This window comes from Thiomonas sp., assembly GCF_034007205.1.
GTDB lineage: Bacteria > Pseudomonadota > Gammaproteobacteria > Burkholderiales > Burkholderiaceae_C > Thiomonas.
The window spans coordinates 25,142-40,040 of sequence record NZ_JAVERI010000004.1; the positions used below are offsets into that span (position 1 = coordinate 25,142).

Genomic DNA, 14,899 nt, shown 5'->3' on the forward strand with positions numbered 1-14,899 from the left:
AACCAACATATCACCTGTCGTTGCATCTGACGGTCGTGACGGGGAAGTAAAAAGTCCGCCTAAGAATCAAACTTGGAGCGGACTTTTTCTTGTGCGCCCGGCATAGGCGCACTCTTGCGGATATTTTTTGCTCAGGCTACGGCCCGCAGAGGAACCTGCATGGATTGCAGATGCCGCTGCGCGTCGCTCTCGGGCAAACGCTGCAGCAATCGATTGGCGCCGGAGATGAGCGCATGCACGGAGGCGGTGACGATATTGGCGTCCATGCCCACCCCATAGGTGCTCGTTGCCATCCCGGTAAGGGCCATTTCGACGATGGCCGAGGCTTGGGCGTCTGCCCCCAGCCCGAGCGCGCGCTCTTCGTAGCTGTGCACGGCCAATGGCAGACGCAGGGCGTGGATGGCCGCGTCGATCGGGCCGTTGCCTTCGCCAGTGAGGCTCAGGCGTTTGCCTTGCACATCGATTTCCAGGCGGATGCCCTGGCGCTCGCCGTGGTCGCTGAGGTGGTAGCCGTGCAGGTGCAGCGGCTGCGCGATCTGCACATACTCTTCTGCGAACATCAGCCAGAGCTGTTGCGCGGTGACTTCGGTGCCGGTCATGTCGGTGTGCTTCTGCACCACACCGCTGAATTCCACCTGCAGACGACGCGGCATGACCAGACCGTAGGCGGATTCGAGCAAGTAGGCGATGCCGCCTTTGCCCGACTGGCTGTTGACGCGGATGACCGAGTCGTAGGCGCGGCCGAGATCGGCCGGGTCGACCGGCAGATAGGGCACTTCCCACAGCGCGTCTGAACGCTGCGCGGCCAGACCCTTCTTGATGGCGTCCTGGTGCGAGCCAGAGAAGGCGGTGAACACCAGATCGCCCGCATAGGGATGACGCGGGTGCACCGGGAGCTGGGTGCATTCCTCCACGGTGCGTGCCACGGCGTTGATGTTCGAGAAGTCGAGCCCGGGGTCGACGCCTTGCGAATAGAGGTTGAGCGCGAGGGTGACCAGATCGACATTGCCGGTGCGCTCGCCGTTGCCGAACAGACAGCCTTCGACCCGGTCGGCGCCGGCCATGACGCCGAGCTCGGCGGCGGCGACGGCGCAGCCCCGGTCATTGTGCGGATGCAGCGACAGGATGATGCTGTCGCGCCTGTCGAGGTGGCGGTGCATCCATTCGATCTGGTCGGCGTAGATGTTGGGCGTGCTCATCTCGACCGTCGCCGGCAGGTTGAAAATGATCTTGTTCTCGGGGGTGGGCTGCCAGACTTCGGTCACGGCGTTGCAGACCGAGACGGCGAAGGCAAGCTCGGTGCCGCTGAAGACTTCCGGGCTGTACTGGAAGGTCCACTGGGTTTCGGGGTACTCGGCGGCGATCTGCTTGATGAGCCTGGCGGCGTTCACGGCGATCCGGGTGCAGCCCGCCTCGTCGACATTGAACACGATGCGGCGGAAGTTGGGCGCGGTCGCGTTGTAGATGTGCACGATGGCCTTCTTGGCGCCGCGCAGCGATTCGAAGGTGCGGCGGATGAGGTCTTCGCGCGCCTGCGTCAGTACTTCGATGGTGACGTCGTCGGGGATGTGGCCGCCTTCGATGAGTTCGCGCACGAAATCGAAATCGGTCTGCGACGCCGAGGGAAAGGCCACTTCGATCTGCTTGACGCCGACGGCGCACAGCATCTTGAACATGCGCATCTTGCGCTGCGCGTCCATGGGTTCGAACAGCGCCTGATTGCCGTCGCGCAGATCGGTGCTCATCCAGATGGGCGGGTGGGTGATGATCTGGTCAGGCCAGGTACGGTCTTTCAAACCTACGGGCGGGAAGGCGCGATATTTGGTGTGGGGTTGCTTCAACATGACATCGTCTCCGAAAAATGAATGAGGCCGATCAAGGCAAAAGGGTTGCGACGGTGGGGCGGACGGGCTGTCGCCGGTTCAGGGCCCGTCCACCGATGGGTAGTCGTTTCGGATCGTTCAGAGATGTCGTCATGGCAAAGCGCAGAAAAAAGCGCCCGAAGGCTGAAGCCGCGGGCGCTTGGGAATGGGAGATAAACGGGGAGAAAAACGTCAATCAATCCTGTCGATCAAGCGCACGCGGCAGCCTGTGGCAAAGCCAGTAGCAGACCACTCAGTAGTAGACCAACCAGATCAACCAGACCAACCAGCAGCAGGCGACCTCGTAGCACAATATTGCAAGCTCTCGCACAGCAAGCGCGAGAAGCGTTGCTGGATGACATCGATGCGCGAGAACGGTAAGCCGTAAACATGGCAGCAAGGTAGCAAAAACAGACGCTCGCGTCAATGTCAAGTCATGGATGGCAAGATGGCAGGTCTGCCCAGCTTGCCGTCATCCAGCGGGGTAGTTGAGATGCGGTCAGTCCACAGGGGCCGTGAACTTGGGCATACTGGCTGGCGGCCTGCCCATGCAGCCAGACTGCGGCGAGCACCGATGGGGCCTGGCCGGTTGCTGCGAGCAGGGCGGCTATGGAGCCGGCCAGCACGTCGCCGCTGCCCGCCGTGGCCAGCAGGCCGTTGCCGGTGGCATTGATCCACGCCGTTTGTTGCGGCGAAACGATGACGGTGCCGTGCCCCTTGAGCACGACCCAGCATGCGAACCGCTGCACCAGGGCGCGCGCGGCGTTCAGGCGGTCCGCCTCGACGGCCTGTACCGGGATGCCCAGCAGACGGGCGGCTTCCAGCGGGTGGGGCGTCAGCACGGTGATCTGGCGCCGTTGCCGCAACAGGGACTGCAGCGCCGGCGTTCGGGGTTCGTGCGTGTTTTCCGCGGCGAGGAGATTGAGAGCGTCAGCGTCGAGGACCAGAGGGACGGGCAGGGCCAGGGTCTGAGCCAGATGGATGCGGGCGGTATCGCCGCCGCCCATGCCGGGGCCGACGAGCAGACAGGTGCGACCGCTCGGCGCATCGAGCAGCGCTGTGGGGGTGCGCAGCATCAGTTCGGGTGCTTGCAGGTCGAGGGCGGGGGCGTGCTCGTCGAGCAGGCCGACGAACACTCGGCCCGCGCCGAGATGCGCCGCTGCGCGGGCAGCCAGCAAGGCGGCGCCCGTCATGCCGGCGGCGCCGCCGATTACCGCGACGTCGCCTCGCTTGCCCTTGTGGGCGGACTGCGTGAGGTCGGGCAGCAACGGGCGAATCAGATCGGCGCCGAGCTGGGTGGCTTCGGCCTGGGGATGGGCGTGCAACGACGCTGCATCGATGCCGAGATCGTCGTGCCACAGTTCTCCGCATGACGCCGATCCCGCGCCGGTGCACAGGCCGGGCTTGAGCCCGAGCAGGCTGAGCGTGACCGTGGCGTGAACGCAAGCGTCTGCGGCGGCGCCGGTATCGGCATCCAGCCCCGAAGGCAGGTCGACGCTGAACACGGGAGCGTCGCGCTGCGCGTCGAGTCTTCGAATGATCTCAGCCATCTGCGCCCGCACGGGGCCGCGCAGTCCGAGGCCCAGCAGCGCGTCGATGTAGAGATCGGCCTCGGGCAAGGCTTGGCGATCATCCAGAACGCACCGAACCTGGGCGGACTGCGCCTGCGTCCAGGCCCAGGCGGCGTCGGCGGGCAGGCGGGCGAGCCAGTCGTCGAGCGTCTCGGCGCCGCAGGCGAGCACGAGCACATCGCGTCCGGTCTGCCGCAACTGGGCTGCTGCGACGAGGCCGTCGCCGCCGTTGTTGCCCGCACCGGCGAGTACGACGATGCGGCGCGTGTGCGGCCAGCCGGCCTGCGTCAGCCGGGCCACGGCGCTTCCCGCACGTTGCATGAGGCTGTGCGGTGGCAGCGCCCGCGCTGCTTCGGCCTCGATCTGGCGCAGCGCGACGACGCTGTACACCGGTTCGGATTGCAAGGAACTGATGCGTTCGAGCATATTCACGCCTGTCTCAAATGAACCCGAGCAAGCCCAGGAGGGCGCCGGCGAGCAGCAGCCACAAGGGGTTGAGCCGCGTGCGAAGGGTGAGGATGACGGTGAGCGAGATGAGGGCCACGCGCTGCCAGTTGCGGGCTTCCTGCTGCGCCAGCAGCCAGCCGGAAGACAGCAGCAGGCCGACGGTGAGGGGCGCCATGCCGTCGTGCATGGCGCGCACCCAGTGGAGATCCTTGTGCATGCGGCTGTAGCGGAAATAAGCCACGGCGATGATCGATGACGGCAGAATCAGCCCGACGGTCGCCAGCAGCGCGCCCGGCAGACCGAGAATCTGCCAACCCAGCAACGCGGCGAACAGAATCATGTTGGGGCCCGGCGAAGCCTGGCCCAGAGCCAGCGCGGAAGTGAATGCCGAGTCGCTGAGCCAATGTTGTTCCACCACGAGATACCGGTGCATGTCGGGCAACAGGCCGATGGCTCCACCGACCGAAAGCAGGGACCACAACAGAAAGTGGCCGAAAAAGGCCACGGCAACCGAGAGCGTGTGCATCAGGCTCTCCGAATGCGCCACCAGGCCCAGGCAACGGCAATCGGTCCGAGCGCGATCAGCACCCAGAGCAGATCGATGTGCAAAAGACCCACGCCGACAAAGGCCAGTCCCATCCAGCCCCAGTTGCTCGGGTCGTGGCGGATGGCGGGAAACAGCTTGATGGCCATGGCGATCACCAGTCCGGCCACGACCGCCGACATGCCCTGCAACGCGCGCGCCACCGCAGGCGTGCTGGCGTATTGGGCATAGGCGATGGCGACGACGAAGATCAGCACCAGCGGGGCGGCCAGCATGCCCGCCAGGGCCACGACCGCCCCGCGCCAGCCGAAGAAATGCTGCCCGACCATCAGCGCGAGATTGATCAGATTCGGCCCGGGAAGCACCTGCCCCAGGCTGAGCATCTCGACAAATTCTTCGTTGCTCAACCAGCGTTTGTCTTCCACCAGGATGCGCTGCGCAAATGGCAGCACCCCGCCCACGCCCAGCAGGGTGAGGTGATTGAACACCCAGAACAACTCGGCCATGTGACGCGGCGCTTGAAGGAATGACGCGGGCGGGCGTTTCTGATCGACCGGCTTGTCCGCAGGAGATGGAGAGGTCATGCAAGGATCAAAAGAGAAATGGGCCGGGTTAACCTCTCACGATGCGAAATGGAGAGGGCGTGATATGAAAATGAACTCTTGCCATGCAGCCCGTTGAGCTTTCATTGAGCAAAAAAATATCCCGCATTGCAAAAAATGCAATGTAAATGATTGATTTTTCTATACATAAAATTCTATCTTCTATAAGATATAAGACTTTGCTGCGCTGCAAAAGTCCATTAAGCTGAAGCATCTGTTTTCAATCATCCAGATTGTTCATGAAGACGGCCAGCGCTCATGCAGGCGCGAAGCGTTAACCGATGGGCAAACTGGGTTCACCCGGAGAAGCAAATGGCAGATCGCAAACAGCAAATGGCAGAGTTGGAGCAGGATTGGGCGCAGAACCCGCGTTGGAAGGGCATCAAGCGCGGTTATGACGCGGAACAGGTGGTGCGCCTGCGGGGCTCGGTGAGGGTCGAGCATACGCTGGCGCAACGTGGCGCACAGCGGCTGTGGAAGCAGATGCACGACATGCCCTTCGTCAATGCGCTGGGCGCGCTCACCGGCAACCAGGCGATGCAGCAGGTCAAGGCCGGGCTGCAGGCGATCTATCTGTCGGGCTGGCAGGTCGCGGGAGACGCCAACCTCGCCGGCGAGATGTACCCCGACCAGTCGCTGTATCCGGCCAATTCGGTGCCCAGCGTGGTCAAGCGCATCAACAACACCCTGACCCGCGCCGACCAGATCCAGTGGATGGAAGGCAAGCAGCCGGGTGACGAAGGATTCATCGACTACTTCGCCCCGATCGTCGCCGACGCCGAGGCCGGTTTCGGCGGGGTGCTCAACGCCTTCGAGCTGATGAAGGCGATGATCGAGGCGGGCGCCGCCGGGGTGCACTTCGAGGACCAGCTCGCTTCGGTGAAAAAGTGCGGACATATGGGCGGCAAGGTGCTCGTGCCGACCCGCGAGGCGGTGGCCAAGCTGGTCGCGGCTCGCCTCGCTGCCGACGTGCTCGGCGTGCCGACCGTGCTGGTCGCGCGCACCGACGCCGAGGCGGCCGACCTGCTCACCGCCGACGTCGACGCCAACGACAAGCCGTTCTGCACCGGCGAGCGCACGGTCGAGGGCTTCTACCGCACCCGGCCCGGACTGCAGCAGGCGATTTCGCGCGGCCTGGCCTACGCGCCGTATGCCGACCTGGTGTGGTGCGAAACCGGCAAGCCCGATCTGGCCTACGCCAAGGCCTTCGCCGAGGCCATCCATGCCAAGTTCCCGGGCAAGCTGCTGGCGTACAACTGCTCGCCGTCGTTCAACTGGAAGAAAAACCTCGACGATGCGACCATCGCCAGGTTCCAGAAGGAACTCGGCGCGATGGGCTACAAGTTCCAGTTCATCACCCTGGCGGGTTTCCACGCGCTGAACTACTCGATGTTCCACCTGGCCTATGGCTACGCGCGCAACCAGATGAGCGCCTTCGTCGAACTGCAGGAAGCCGAATTCGCCGCCGCCGACAAGGGCTTCACCGCGGTCAAGCACCAGCGCGAGGTCGGCACCGGCTACTTCGACGCCGTGACCACGACCATCGAGAACGAGGCGTCCACCGCTGCGCTGAAGGGTTCGACCGAAGATGAACAGTTCTTCGACCGCAAGGTGGCCTGAGTGTTCTGAGCGCCCCCAGGGTCGGCGAGCCGACCTGGGGGCACTCACAGGACTACCCTCCTCGCTACGCTCGCCCCCACCTCGCAGCTTGCAAGCCGCTCGGATTCGGCTGGCGCGCAAACACGCGCAGGCGTGTTCGCTGGCCCAGCCTCATCCCCAAAGGGAGTTGAGCGCTCCTTCGGAGCGGCCGTGCGGAGCGCTCATGGCGTCGGTTCCACCGCTTTTGCAGTGCCCGGGCAGGCGGGGCCATCTCCTGCGACGAGTGCGCAATGCGCGGCAAAATTCTCCGACTCGACTTGCAGCGTCACGTGTCTGATCTCGAAAACGTCGTGCAACACGTGCTCGGCTTGTTCGAGAACCGCATCCGCCGCAGGCGTGTCGCCGTGCACGACCAGATGCGCGGTCAGGCTGACCTTCGAGGTGCTCAGCGCCCACACATGCAGATCGTGCAGACTCACCACTCCCGGCACGGCGAGGAGCCTGGCGCGCACCGCAGCCAGGTCCACCCCATGCGGCACGCCGTCGAACAGCAGGTGCAGCGACTGCGCAAACAGCGACCACGTGCCCCACACCACCACGGCGACGATGAGCAGCGAGATCGCCGGGTCGATCCACATCCAGCCGGTGGCGAGCACCACCGCCGCGCTGATCACCACCCCCAGCGACACCAGCGCATCGGCAGCCATGTGCAGGAAGGCGGCGCGAATGTTGAGGTCGCCCTTGCTGCCCGCCAGAAACAGCCAGGCCGTGGCCCCATTGATGACGATGCCCACTGCGGCGACGACCAGCACCGGCCATTCGTCCACCGGCGCGGGGCTGGAGAGCCGCTGCGCCGCCTCCAGCGCCAGCGCGCCCATGAGCACGAGCAGCAGCGTGGCGTTGAGGAAGCTGGCGAGGATGGAGGCGCGCTGCCAGCCGTAGGTGTGGCGGTCGTTCGCGCGCAGGCGTCCTGCGGCCAATCCCGCCCACGCCAGCGCCAGCCCGCCGACATCGCCGAGGTTGTGCCCGGCATCGGCCAGCAGGGCGAGTGAACCGGCGCGCCAGCCGTAGAACGCTTCGACCGCGACAAAGGCGATGTTCAGCGCGATGCCCAAGGCGAAGCGCGCGCCGAAGTCCTGCGGCGCCGGGTGATGATGGTGGTCGTGATCGTGGTTCATGGCGGGCGAGAATGTCCAGATGCAGCGGGCCGGGAGCACGTTGATGACACGGGTCATGGCGCAGCCCTTCTCATGAGAAAACGCAGGGCCGCCCCAAGTTTTCTCATCCCCCTTGGGGGGGCTGACGCACAGCGGCAGGTCTGGGGGCGCTCATGAGAAAACGCAGGGCCGCCCCAAGTTTTCTCAGTCCACCTCGCGGCTTGCAAGCCGCTCGGATTCGGCTCCGTCCAGGCTGCCGCAGGGCAGCCTGGAGCCGCGGGCCTCATCCCCCTCGGGGGGCCTGACGCACAGCGGCAGGTCTGGGGGCGCTCATGACAAAACGCAGGGCCGCCCTGATTGCCGCGCTTCAAAACGCCAGGTCGCCCTCGATGGCGTCCAGGCCGGCCTTGGCGCAAATATCGTCGTTGGCCCCGCCCGGCGCGCCCGACACCCCGAGGGCACCCACCATCTGCCCGGCGGCCTCGATCGGCATGCCGCCGCCGATCATCACCACCCCGGGCAGATTCTTGATGGCTTGCTCGGCAGCGCCGGGCTTGTTCACCCGCTGCGCCACCGAGCTGGTGGATTCTCGCCAGCTCGCTGCGGTGCGCGCCTTGCCTTCGGCGGCCGCCACAGTATGCCAGCCGGCGAAACGGTCACGCAGCATGACCAGCGGCAGACCCGACGGGTCGGTCACGGTCACGGCGACCTGCCAGCCGTGCTTGACGCATTCGGCCTTTGCCGCCTGCGCTGCCTTGAGGGCGATTTCCGGGGTGATGATTTTCTGCGTCCAGGTGGACGAATCGGCGCGGGCGTTGGCCGCCAGCGTGCTGGCCGCGGCCAGGATCAAGGCGAAGAGGGTTTTGTTCATGGGGTTGTCCGTGTAGGAAAAATGTTCAGCCCTTGAGCCAGCTTTCGATTTGTGCGCGGCTGGGAATGCCGCCGCTGTGCACCACCTTGCCGTCGATCACCACGCCGGGGGTGCGCATCACGCCATATTGCATGATTGACGCGATGTCTTCGACCTTTTCCACCTGGGCCTGCAACCCCTTGGCCTGGATGACGTCTTCGACGAGTTTTTGCGTGGATTTGCAACTGGCACAGCCCGTGCCGAGGATTTTGATGTTCAGCATGAAAGGTCGCTTCGATATGAGATGTGAATGGGCGCGTCACATCACCGCGTTGAACACATAGCCCACGATGATGATGCCCGCCGCCACGACACCGGCGAACAGCGCGATCAGCCTGGGTTTCATCACCTTCTTCAGAATCATGAATTCGGGGAAGGACAGCGCGGTGACTGCCATCATGAAGGCCAGTGTCGTGCCCAGCGCCGCGCCCTTGCCCAGCAGCGCCTGCACCACGGGGATGATGCCCGCGGCGTTCGAATACATCGGCACGCCGATGAGCACCGCCAGCGGCACCGACCACCAGCGGCCTTTGCCCATGAGGTGGGCCATGAAGTCCTGCGGCACATAGCCGTGAATCCACGCGCCCACACCCACGCCGGCGACGATGTAGGGCGCGACCTTGAGCACGATGTCGCGCACATGCTTCCAGCCCTGGGTGAAGCGCGCGTCCCAGCCCAGCGCGCCTTCGGCGTGGCTGACCGACGGAATGTCGAACACCCAGGCCTCGACCAGCTTGACCGGGTTCATGCGGCCGATCACCATCCCCGCCGCGATGGCCACGACGAGCCCCAGGCCGAGGTAGATCGCGGCGATCTTCCAGCCGAACAGGCCGAACAACAGGGCGAGCGCCACTTCGTTGACCATGGGCGCGGACACCAGGAACGAAAAGGTCACGCCCAGCGGCACGCCCGCGGTGAGAAAGCCGATGAACAGCGGCACCGCCGAGCACGAGCAGAACGGCGTGACGATGCCCAGACTGGCCGCCAGCACATTGCCCACGCCCTGCCGCTTGCCCGCGAGGATGGCGCGGGTTTTCTCCGGGGTGAAGAAGGTCTGGATGACGCCGACCACAAACACGATGAGCGCCAGCAGCATCAGCACCTTGGGCACTTCAAACACGAAAAAGCTCACCGCACCAAACAGATGGCTGGTCGCGGCCATGCCGCTGGCGACGGACAGCCAGCGCATCAAGGCATCGGTGGCGGATTCGAGCCGGCTGTAGAGCGCGAACCAGCCGACGACATACAGCAGGGGCACGATCCAGGCACGCCAGGCGGAAGCGACCTTGGGCACAGCAGTGGGTGTGGATTGGACTTGGGTGTTCATGGCAACGGGTCCTGAAAAAAAGCCGAACTCGTCGTGAAGACGCGCAAGCGCCGAAAAGGATGCAGCCCGAACGGCTGAAATTGCCGTTTCTCAGGGTTTATGCGGCGGAGTTGCAGCGGCTGCCTTGCGGAACGTGGCAGCACACGGCGCCGGTCTGCGCATCGAAACGCACGCCGCAACGTTCCACCAGGGCGGCGCGCAGACGGGTGCGGGCGCGCTGGATGCGTGACTTGGCCGTGGGCAGCTTGAGCCCGCGCAGTTCGGCGTATTGCACCTGCGACAGACCGCCAAGTTCGCATTGCTCGATGGCATCGCGGTCTGCGGCAGACAGGCTCGCCAGCGCGATCGGCAGGCACTCGGCCAGTGCTTCGACCGGGGCTGGACCCTCATCGAGCGCGGGCAGTTCGTCGGGCAGCGGGTCAAACGGTCGGGCGGCGCGCTGCAGATCGACCAGCGCGTTGCGCGCCACCCGGAACAGCCAGGCGCGGGCGTTGTCGATCTGGCAGAAGCGATCGCCTTGACGCATGGCCTTGAGAAACACCTCGTGCAGCAGGTCGTCGGCCGCGTCGGCGTCGTGCAACTGGCGGCGCAGAAAGCCGCGCAGCTCGGCCTCGGCGCTTTGCCAGGCTTGCAGCGTGCAGGGGGCGGCTTGGGTGTCGATCATGGCAGCGGGCAGGATAGGCAGACGCCCATCCTAAAACTTCATCACCCGATCAGCTCAAGCGCCAGGCCAGAGCCAGCAGGGTGATCAGCAGCACCGGCGTGGTCAGCACCAGGCCGACGCGCATGTAATAGCCCCAGCCGATGTGCATGCCCTTGCGGTCGAGTACATGCAGCCACAGCAGCGTCGCGAGGCTGCCGATGGGGGTGAACTTGGGGCCGAGATCGCAGCCGATGACATGGGCGTAGATCATCGCTTCGCGCACGTCCGGGGCCAGCCCCTGCGCGTGCTGGATGCCCAGCGCGCCCACCAGGGTCATGGGCATATTGTTCATCACCGAGGACAACACCGCGCTGATGAAACCCGTGCCGACCGCCGCGACCACTGTGCCGTGGCGGGACAGCGCCTGCAGCGCCTGCGCCAGATAGTCGGTCAGCCCGGCGTTGCGCAGACCATAGACCACGAGGTACATGCCCAGCGAGAACAGCACGATCTGCCACGGTGCCCCCTTGATGACGTGGCGCAGGTCGATCACCGCGCCGCGCCCGCCGCGCCACCAGCGCCCGGCCAGGGCCAGCAGCAACAGCGCGGCGAGACCCGTCACCAGCGACACCGGCACCTGCCATGCGGCGGTGACGAAATACGCCACCAGCAGCACAGCCATCACCGGCCAGGTCCAGCGGAACACCAGCGCGTCCTTGACGGCGCTGGCCGGGGCGTCGAGCCGGGCGAGGTCGTAGCGCGGGGGAATGTCGCGGCGGAAGAACAGCATCAGCACGGCCAGCGTGGCGGCCAGCGCGGCGAGATCGACCGGCACCATCACCGCGGCGTAGCGGTCGAAGGGAATGCCGAAATAGCCGGCGGTGACGATGTTGACCAGATTGGAGATCACCAGCGGCAGCGAGGTGGTGTCGGCGACGAAGCCGCAGGCCATGACGAAGGCCAGCGCCGCCGCCGGGCCGAAGCCCAGCGCCAGCAGCATGGCCAGCACGATGGGCGTGAGGATGAGCGCCGCGCCGTCATTGGCGAAAAACGCCGAAATGACTGCGCCCAGCACCACGATCAGCGGGAACAGTCGCCGCCCGCGCCCGCGCCCGAAGCGCGCCACATGCAGCGCGGCCCAGTGGAACACCCCGGCATCGTCGAGGATGAGCGAAATGATGATCAGCCCGACGAAGGTGAAGGTGGCGTCCCAGACGATGTGCCATACCACCGGAATGTCGCCCCAGTCGATCACGCCGAACATCAGCGCCAGCGCCGCGCCGCCCAGGGCGCTGTAGCCGATGCCCAGACCGCGCGGCTGCCAGATGACGAACACCAGGGTGAGGATGAAGATGAGCAGGGCGGCGAGCATGAAAAGATGTGGGATTCTTGTAGAAAAACAAACGGCAGGCCGCTGACGCCTGCCGTGCGGTGCGCAGATGCGGTCATTGAACCGCCGAGTCTTGCATCACGGGATCGAGATCGTCCTTGGTGCAAGACTCGGGCAAAGGCTCGACCGGGGTCTTGCCGATGTCCACGATTTCTCTCTTGATCGCCGCATCGTCCAGGCGCTCCAGCGGCAGGCTGACGAAGGCGCGCACCCGGCACATGATCTGGCGGAAGACGGTCTGGAAGACGCGCCGCTTTTGCTCGTCGCTGCCCTGCACGGCGGCCGGGTCTTCGAAGCCCCAGTGCGCGGTCATTGGGTGTCCGGGCCAGATGGGGCAGGTTTCGCCTGCAGCCTTGTCGCAGACGGTGAAGACAAAGTCCATGTGTGGCGCATCGGGCGTGGCGAATTCATCCCAGCTTTTGCTGCGCAGCGTATCGGTCGGATAGCCGATGCTTTTCAACTGCTCGATGGCGAAGGGGTTGACCACCCCGACCGGATGGCTGCCGGCGCTGTAGGCCTTGAAGCGCCCCTTGCCCAGCGTGTTGATCAGCCCCTCGCCCATGATCGAGCGGGCGGAATTGCCGGTGCACAGCACCAGCACGTTGTAAACCTTGTCCATGAAGACTCCCAGTAGAAAAAATCAGCAGCAGGATGATTTTGATGTGGTGCCGCCGCAGCATGTGGCAGGCTGGCTAAAGACTGTCGGGCTCTGGGGCGCAGGTGCGGCCACCACCGCTGCGGGCACGCAGCAACCGCCCGCTTCAGGCGATTCATTGAACATGGGGATCGTGTCCAGCGTGTGATAGGTCTCCCAGGCGATGCCCACCGGGTCGTTGGCCCAGTATTTGTCCGAGCGGGCATAGCAGCAGGCCGTGCCCGCCTCTTCGATGAAGTCGGCCTCGGTGGATTCGAGCCGTTGCTGCATTTCCCGCAGTTCCGCCTCGTTTTCCACCTGAATGCCCAGGTGGTTCAATCCGGGTTCGGCGCCACGCTGCGAAATGGCGAAGTTCACCCGCGGGTCGTCGAGCATCCACTTGGCGTAATCGGGCTTGCGTACCGTCGGCTCGGCGGCGAACAGGCCGGAGTAGAAGCGGATGGCCTCGTCCAGCGCCGGGACGCTGACATGGACATGGAAGCGTTTCATGGGGTGATGTCCTCCTCAAGGGATGATTGCGGGTGATTCGCACAGTGCGCGCCGACCGGTCCGCAGGGATTGCCGCCGCAGCAGTTTTCGGTGAGATAGCCGATCAGATCATTGATGGTGGAAAAGCGCGCCGTGTAAATCACGAAGCGCCCGGCCTGATGGGACGCGACCAGATCGGCATGGGCGAGCTCCTTCAAATGGAAAGACAGCGACGAGGGGGGGATGGCGGTCTGCTCGGCAATACGGCCAGCGGCCAGCCCCTTCGGGCCTGCCTGGACCAAGGTGCGAAACACGCGAAGGCGCGAATCTTGCGAGAGTGCAGCCAGAGCGAGAAGAGCCGCTTTCGTTTCCATGATTCGAAGTTTATGGAAATATAGAAATCGAAGCAAGCATCTTTCGATTTTGTGTGGATCCGACAACGCTTTTGTTGTCCGATTTTGAGGTGTGCACTGCAGCAAAATTTGCTTACACATATAGAAAACCGAATGGCTGCGGCATGATGCAAGTCAAGCTCCTGCCACGGTGCTGTAGCACACTACAGGCTCACCTTGACGTCGGCTGCAGCGGGCAGCGCTGCAAGTGAGCGCTGTCGAGCGCACCGGAAGAGCGATTTCCCGAAAATGAGTCCCCTGATGTCCAAATCCACGGAGAAACACCATGCCTGAATCCCCCATGCGCGAACGCCTGCACGAAATCGAGTCGCTGTTGTCCACGCTCGGAAAAAGTCATCCCAACGAAGTCCAGGCCTTCATGAATTTCATGGGCAAGGCCGAATCGGGCCCGGCCCTGTCGGGCAAGCAAAAAGAACTGGTCAATGTGGCGCTGTCGGTGGCGGCGCAGTGCGAATGGTGCATCGCATTCCACGTCAAACAGGCGGTGCATGCCGGGGCGAAGCGTGACGAACTGATCGAGGCCGGCTTTCTTGCCGTGCTCATGCATGGCGGCCCGGCCATGATGTACATGACCCCTTTGCTCCAGGCGCTGGATGAATTCGTTGCGCCCGCCGCAGAGCCGACCTGACCCATGAAGCGGATGCCGCTGTCCCCCGAAAAGATGCGGGCATTCGAGGAATTCGTCTGGCGCGCCATGGGGCGGCTCGATGGCTCGCGCTGGCGCGACCTGCTCGATCCGCACAGCGAACTGGGCCGCATCGCCCGCGCCTATTACGCCGGTCTGGCCGCGGGCGAGTTGCCTCACTACATGATGATCTTCCTATACCGGGCGCCGGATGAATCCGTCCTGCCCGCCACCGTGCAGAGCTGAGCCAGCAAGAAATTAGCGACAGGCCTTCAGGCCTGTCGGTCCAATGTGTTTTGGAAGGGGTTTGCATCCCCTGCCAAAACGGTCACCGAAACCTCGGCCTTCAGGCCGAGGTCTGCGGCTCCCACCGCCCTGAAGGGCGGGGTTTCAAAACGAAGTCAGTTCTACGATGAAACAAGCACCGTTGTCGCCCGAAAAGATGCGGGCATTCGAGGAATTCATCTGGCGGGCCATGGGGCGGCTGGACGGCGCTCAGTCGCACGATCTGCTCGACCCCAACAGCGAACTCGGCCGCCTCGCCCGCGCCTATTACGAAGAACTGGCCGAAGGCAGACCCTGGGACGAGATGGCCGATTACCTCTCGCCCATCGGCAGCGATGCCTTGCCGGAGCATTTGCCAGAAGATCCGCTGCCGAAGTCCGACCTGGGCTTAGGAGATTGAA

17 protein-coding genes are annotated in these 14,899 nt (G+C 64.4%); 4 read left to right on the forward strand and 13 right to left on the reverse strand.

The window, feature by feature from the left end:
* Nucleotides 1-131: 131 nt before the first annotated feature.
* The 4 genes from leuA to RBR52_RS04410 form a co-directional block, all read right to left on the reverse strand.
* A complete protein-coding gene (gene leuA / locus RBR52_RS04395; RefSeq protein ID WP_320375977.1) occupies nucleotides 132-1,844 on the reverse strand; it encodes a 2-isopropylmalate synthase in 1,713 nt (570 codons plus the stop codon).
* Nucleotides 1,845-2,296: 452 nt separating this feature from the next.
* On the reverse strand, nucleotides 2,297-3,859 hold the full coding sequence (locus RBR52_RS04400) for an NAD(P)H-hydrate dehydratase (RefSeq protein WP_320376157.1): 1,563 nt from the start codon (nucleotides 3,857-3,859) through the stop codon (nucleotides 2,297-2,299).
* A gap of 13 nt (nucleotides 3,860-3,872) precedes the next feature.
* Nucleotides 3,873-4,406: a chromate transporter gene (locus tag RBR52_RS04405; protein WP_320375978.1), complete on the reverse strand. Its 534-nt coding sequence runs from the start codon at nucleotides 4,404-4,406 to the stop codon at nucleotides 3,873-3,875.
* Nucleotides 4,406-5,008, reverse strand: a complete 603-nt coding sequence (locus RBR52_RS04410; RefSeq protein WP_320375979.1) for a chromate transporter — start codon at nucleotides 5,006-5,008, stop codon at nucleotides 4,406-4,408. The genes RBR52_RS04405 and RBR52_RS04410 overlap by 1 nt, the downstream gene beginning before the upstream one ends.
* A gap of 330 nt (nucleotides 5,009-5,338) precedes the next feature.
* Here RBR52_RS04410 and aceA point away from each other — a divergent pair, with 330 nt between their 5' ends.
* On the forward strand, nucleotides 5,339-6,646 hold the full coding sequence (aceA, locus tag RBR52_RS04415; RefSeq protein ID WP_320375980.1) for an isocitrate lyase: 1,308 nt from the start codon (nucleotides 5,339-5,341) through the stop codon (nucleotides 6,644-6,646).
* Between the two features lie 200 nt (nucleotides 6,647-6,846).
* On the opposite strand, the gene RBR52_RS04420 is transcribed toward aceA, so the two are convergent.
* The 9 genes from RBR52_RS04420 to RBR52_RS04460 all read right to left on the reverse strand — a co-directional run bounded on the left by RBR52_RS04420 (nucleotide 6,847) and on the right by RBR52_RS04460 (nucleotide 13,549).
* Nucleotides 6,847-7,803 carry a cation diffusion facilitator family transporter gene (locus RBR52_RS04420; RefSeq protein ID WP_320376158.1) on the reverse strand — a complete coding sequence of 319 codons (957 nt, stop codon included), beginning with the start codon at nucleotides 7,801-7,803 and terminating at the stop codon, nucleotides 6,847-6,849.
* Between the two features lie 346 nt (nucleotides 7,804-8,149).
* Nucleotides 8,150-8,653: a heme-binding protein gene (locus tag RBR52_RS04425; RefSeq protein WP_320375981.1), complete on the reverse strand. Its 504-nt coding sequence runs from the start codon at nucleotides 8,651-8,653 to the stop codon at nucleotides 8,150-8,152.
* Nucleotides 8,654-8,678: 25 nt separating this feature from the next.
* Nucleotides 8,679-8,915 (reverse strand): thioredoxin family protein, encoded by a 237-nt coding sequence (locus RBR52_RS04430; protein WP_320375982.1) that lies wholly within the window; start codon nucleotides 8,913-8,915, stop codon nucleotides 8,679-8,681.
* Nucleotides 8,916-8,951: 36 nt separating this feature from the next.
* The gene (locus RBR52_RS04435; protein WP_320375983.1) at nucleotides 8,952-10,019 is read right to left on the reverse strand and encodes a permease; all 1,068 of its coding nucleotides are present in this window, start codon (nucleotides 10,017-10,019) and stop codon (nucleotides 8,952-8,954) included.
* 97 nt (nucleotides 10,020-10,116) lie between these two features.
* The gene (locus tag RBR52_RS04440) at nucleotides 10,117-10,683 is read right to left on the reverse strand and encodes a sigma-70 family RNA polymerase sigma factor (protein WP_320375984.1); all 567 of its coding nucleotides are present in this window, start codon (nucleotides 10,681-10,683) and stop codon (nucleotides 10,117-10,119) included.
* A 49-nt stretch (nucleotides 10,684-10,732) separates the two neighbouring features.
* Nucleotides 10,733-12,034, reverse strand: a complete 1,302-nt coding sequence (locus RBR52_RS04445; protein ID WP_320375985.1) for an arsenic transporter — start codon at nucleotides 12,032-12,034, stop codon at nucleotides 10,733-10,735.
* A 73-nt stretch (nucleotides 12,035-12,107) separates the two neighbouring features.
* The gene (locus RBR52_RS04450) at nucleotides 12,108-12,671 is read right to left on the reverse strand and encodes an arsenate reductase ArsC (protein ID WP_320375986.1); all 564 of its coding nucleotides are present in this window, start codon (nucleotides 12,669-12,671) and stop codon (nucleotides 12,108-12,110) included.
* A 21-nt stretch (nucleotides 12,672-12,692) separates the two neighbouring features.
* Nucleotides 12,693-13,196 carry an ArsI/CadI family heavy metal resistance metalloenzyme gene (locus tag RBR52_RS04455; protein WP_320375987.1) on the reverse strand — a complete coding sequence of 168 codons (504 nt, stop codon included), beginning with the start codon at nucleotides 13,194-13,196 and terminating at the stop codon, nucleotides 12,693-12,695.
* Entirely contained in the window at nucleotides 13,193-13,549 is a 357-nt protein-coding gene (locus tag RBR52_RS04460) for an ArsR/SmtB family transcription factor (RefSeq protein WP_320375988.1), read from the reverse strand. The genes RBR52_RS04455 and RBR52_RS04460 overlap by 4 nt, the downstream gene beginning before the upstream one ends.
* 304 nt (nucleotides 13,550-13,853) lie before the next feature.
* Here RBR52_RS04460 and RBR52_RS04465 point away from each other — a divergent pair, with 304 nt between their 5' ends.
* From RBR52_RS04465 to RBR52_RS04475, 3 genes are all read left to right on the forward strand, one after another.
* Nucleotides 13,854-14,216, forward strand: coding sequence for a carboxymuconolactone decarboxylase family protein (locus RBR52_RS04465; protein WP_320375989.1), 363 nt, complete (start codon nucleotides 13,854-13,856; stop codon nucleotides 14,214-14,216).
* A gap of 12 nt (nucleotides 14,217-14,228) precedes the next feature.
* The gene (locus tag RBR52_RS04470) at nucleotides 14,229-14,459 is read left to right on the forward strand and encodes a hypothetical protein (protein ID WP_320375990.1); all 231 of its coding nucleotides are present in this window, start codon (nucleotides 14,229-14,231) and stop codon (nucleotides 14,457-14,459) included.
* Between the two features lie 166 nt (nucleotides 14,460-14,625).
* Nucleotides 14,626-14,898: a hypothetical protein gene (locus RBR52_RS04475; protein ID WP_320375991.1), complete on the forward strand. Its 273-nt coding sequence runs from the start codon at nucleotides 14,626-14,628 to the stop codon at nucleotides 14,896-14,898.
* Nucleotide 14,899: the final 1 nt, after the last annotated feature.